The organism is Mesorhizobium sp. M7A.F.Ca.ET.027.03.2.1 (assembly GCF_003999175.1).
Lineage (GTDB): Bacteria > Pseudomonadota > Alphaproteobacteria > Rhizobiales > Rhizobiaceae > Mesorhizobium.
The window spans coordinates 1-1,174 of sequence record NZ_RZOM01001432.1 but is presented as its reverse complement, the minus strand read 5'-3'; the positions used below and the strand labels follow the sequence as shown (position 1 = coordinate 1,174).

Annotated in this window: 2 protein-coding genes; both read right to left on the bottom strand. The window is 66.1% G+C overall.

From position 1 onward, the window contains the following. On the bottom strand, positions 1-363 hold a 363-nt coding region (gene mutL, locus EN750_RS35350), incomplete at its 3' end, for a DNA mismatch repair endonuclease MutL (protein WP_189526701.1). A gap of 86 nt (positions 364-449) precedes the next feature. Continuing rightward, positions 450-1,174, bottom strand: a 725-nt coding sequence (locus tag EN750_RS35345; protein WP_127399349.1) for a LysR substrate-binding domain-containing protein, incomplete at its 5' end; no start/stop codon positions are given.

The following is a 1,174-nucleotide window of genomic DNA, read 5'->3' as shown; positions in this document are numbered from 1 at the left end:
GATCTCGGCGGCGCTGTCACTTGCTGCCGTGCGCGAGCGGATCGACAGTCGCGACACCGAGCCGATCGACGGCAGCGCTTCGCCGCGGAAGCCCAGCGAGCGGATGTCGTTGATATCCTCGGTGAGCTTGGAGGTGCAATGACGTGCGATCGCCAGCGCCAGCTCCCGTTCGGGAATGCCAGAGCCGTCGTCGGTGACGCGGATCAGGTTCAGCCCGCCGCCGGCTGTGACGATCTCGACGCGCGAAGCGCCGGCATCGAGCGCATTCTCGACCAGTTCCTTGACGACGCTCGCCGGACGCTCGATGACTTCGCCGGCGGCGATCTGGTTGATCATCGTTTCGGAAAGCTGGCGGATGGGCATGGCAGCACTATAGGCGGATTCGAGACGGATGCGGAAGGATTCGGTGTTGCGGAACAGTGGATAGGCTGGCTGGGAGGCGCTGCCCCTCACGCTTGCTCCGCCAGCCAGTCTCGCACCTTGCGGGCGTTGTCGCTGAGTTCCCGGTTCTTCGGCCAGACGACATAGAACGCCTTGCCGGTCTTCAGCACATGATCCGTCACCGGCACCAGCAAGCCCGACGCCAGCAGCCGCTCGGCGAGGTGCCGCCAGCCGAGCGCGATGCCCTGGCCTTCCATGACGCCCTGGATCACCAGGCCGTAGTCGTTGATGCGCAGGCCGCGCGCGGTATCGCTGAGATTGGCGCCCGCCGACTGGAACCATTCGTCCCAACTGGCCGCCTCGCGATACGGCTCCTCCAGATGGATGAGGCGGTGCGTGGCCAGTTCGGCAGCGGATTGGGGCAGGCCGAACTTTGCCGCATAACTGGTGCCGGCGACGGGAAATATCTCCTCGTCGGCCAGCGGCAACGAGTGATAGTCCGGCCAGTCCCGCGGCGCGCCGCCGCGCACGCCGAGCGGAATGCCTTCCGCGATGATGTCGAGGTCACGGTCGGCGGTCTGGATACGCAGGTCGATGCCCGGCAGTTCGTCGCGGAACTGCTGCAGGCGAGGCATCATCCAGAACGAGCCGAACGCGGTCGAGGCAGCCAGCGTGACATGACCGCCGGTTGCCTGCAGGCGCAGATCCTCCGCCGATTTGCGAATATGCGAAAGGCCGAGCGAGACATCGGCATGGAAGCGCTCGCCGGCCTCGGTCAGGAGAACCTGGCGGT